1 pseudogene is annotated in these 699 nt (G+C 54.8%); it reads left to right on the forward strand.

Annotation, left to right across the window (positions count from 1 at the left end):
• Window positions 1-655, forward strand: a pseudogene (locus tag J5224_RS32865) (paraquat-inducible protein B); the annotation flags it as partial.
• Window positions 656-699 lie beyond the last annotated feature (44 nt).

Below are 699 nucleotides of genomic sequence, written 5' to 3' on the forward strand. Positions count from 1 at the left end.
GGATTACCGCATTCCGGTGCTGATCCGCGTTGAACCTGCTCGTTTTGAAAAGATCATCGGCAAGCAGTTTGATTACCAGAAACAGCTCGCCGACGCACAGACCATGGGGCTGCGTGCCTCATTGAAAACGGCTAACCTGTTGACCGGTGCTTTGTTTATCGATCTCGACTTTTACCCGAAAGCACGCGGTAACAGCACGGGGCCGCTGCGGGTGGTTGATGGGTATCCGGTGTTGCCGACCATGGGCGGCGGTTTGTCGCAAATCCAGCAAAAACTGATGGCGGTGTTGGATAAGATCAACGATCTGCCGTTAACGCCCATGGTGAGCGAAGCCACCAAGACGCTGGCAGAGGGCCAGTCAACGCTGCGTGAGTTGAAAAAGACGCTCGCTTCGTTAAACCAGATAACCTCCAGCAAAGCGATGCAATCGCTGCCGCAGGATATGCAACAAACGCTGCAAGAGCTGAACCGCAGTATGCAAGGCTTGCAGCCAGGCTCACCGGCCTATAACCGCCTGGTGGCAAATATGCAGCGTCTGGATCAGGTATTAAGAGAGTTGCAGCCGGTGTTGCGCACGCTGAATGACAAAAGCAATGCACTGATCTTCCAGGCGCCTGAGAGCGAAGATCCCCAACCGAAGAGGGCGAAACCATGAGTAAAGGATGGCTGGTGGCAGTGGCGTTGCTGTTGAGTGCATGC

This window comes from Candidatus Symbiopectobacterium sp. NZEC135, assembly GCF_025962695.1.